Source organism: Acaryochloris thomasi RCC1774, from assembly GCF_003231495.1.
Classification (GTDB): Bacteria; Cyanobacteriota; Cyanobacteriia; order Thermosynechococcales; family Thermosynechococcaceae; genus RCC1774.
Map to the genome: position 1 here is coordinate 1 of NZ_PQWO01000066.1, position 1,275 is coordinate 1,275.

A 1,275-nucleotide genomic window follows, 5' to 3' on the forward strand; every position below is an offset into this window, starting at 1 on the left:
TGACCTTGTCTTGAAAAAGTGGACACTCCATTCGAAGAAATGATCTAGGAGAATGTCCACATGACACAGAAGAAACGCAGACTATTCACTGATGAACAAAAAGCAGAGGCAGTCCGTATTGTCGAGCAAGCGGACAAGCCAGTCAGCCAAGTTGCCAAGGAACTCGGAATCGGTGTGAGCACAGTTCATAACTGGATCAGACAGGCCAAGATAGATCGCCAGTCAGATCCAAAAGGAGCGCTTACGTCTGCTGAGCGCAAAGAACTGGTGGCCTTACGGCGCGAACTCAAACGCGTTGAGATGGAACGAGATTTTCTAAAAAAGGCCGCGACCTTCTTTGCCAGGGAGACTGGGGACCCTATGAGCTAATGGATGCAGAGAAGGTCAACTATCCTATTACCTTGATGTGCAAGGTGCTCAAGCTTGCCAGGAGTGGCTACTACGCTTGGGTCAATCGAGAAGTCTCCCCTAGACAGCAGGAGAATGAAATCTTGTCTAACCAGATTCACCAGATTCATCAAGAGAGTCGTCAAACCTATGGCTCTCCAAGAATCCATGCGGCATTGCTCGCCAAAGGCTTTCGAGTCGGCCGTCAACGAGTGAGGCGGTTAATGGCCAAGCTCGGCATCTGTGCTCGGCGTAAGCGTCCCTTTAAGGTCACAACGACCGACTCGGTTCATAGCTTGCCCATTGCTGAGAATATTCTCAATCGAGACTTTACAAGCACAGAACCCGACCGTGCCTGGGTTGCAGATATGACATATATCGCGACGACGGAAGGCTGGCTATATTTGGCTGTCATTATTGACTTATTCTCGCGGCGAGTTGTGGGCTGGTCAATGGCTGAGCATATGCGGACAGAGTTGGTCTCCACCGCATTAGAGGCAGCGTTAGGGCACCGCATACCAGCGGCGGCTGGCCTTGTCTTTCATTCCGACCGAGGTAGTCAATATGCCAGTAGTGATTATCGAAAAGCCCTTGAGATTTCAGATATCACTTGCAGCATGAGTCGTCGGGCCAATTGTTGGGACAACGCGGTCGCAGAAAGCTTCTTTGGTACACTCAAAACTGAGCTGGTTCACCCGGTAGTTTTCGCGACAAGAGCAAAGGCTAAAACGGTCATTGCTGAGTGGATTGAAGTGTTTTACAACCGACAGCGTATTCATTCGACCATTGGATATCTTGCTCCAGTTCAGCTTGAAGAGCAGTACTGGCTTAATCTAGGACAACCGATGACTCTCTAACTTAACTGTCCACTTTTTCGGGACAAGGTCA

The 1,275-nt window shown here is 49.6% G+C and carries 1 protein-coding gene; it reads left to right on the forward strand.

Annotated elements, in window-relative coordinates; all coding sequences use genetic code 11:
* Positions 1–60 precede the first annotated feature (60 nt).
* A protein-coding gene (locus C1752_RS27945) for an IS3 family transposase (protein ID WP_110989304.1) occupies positions 61–1,244 on the forward strand; the annotation gives its coding sequence in 2 pieces (ribosomal slippage) (positions 61–331 and positions 331–1,244; 1,185 coding nt in all).
* Positions 1,245–1,275: the final 31 nt, after the last annotated feature.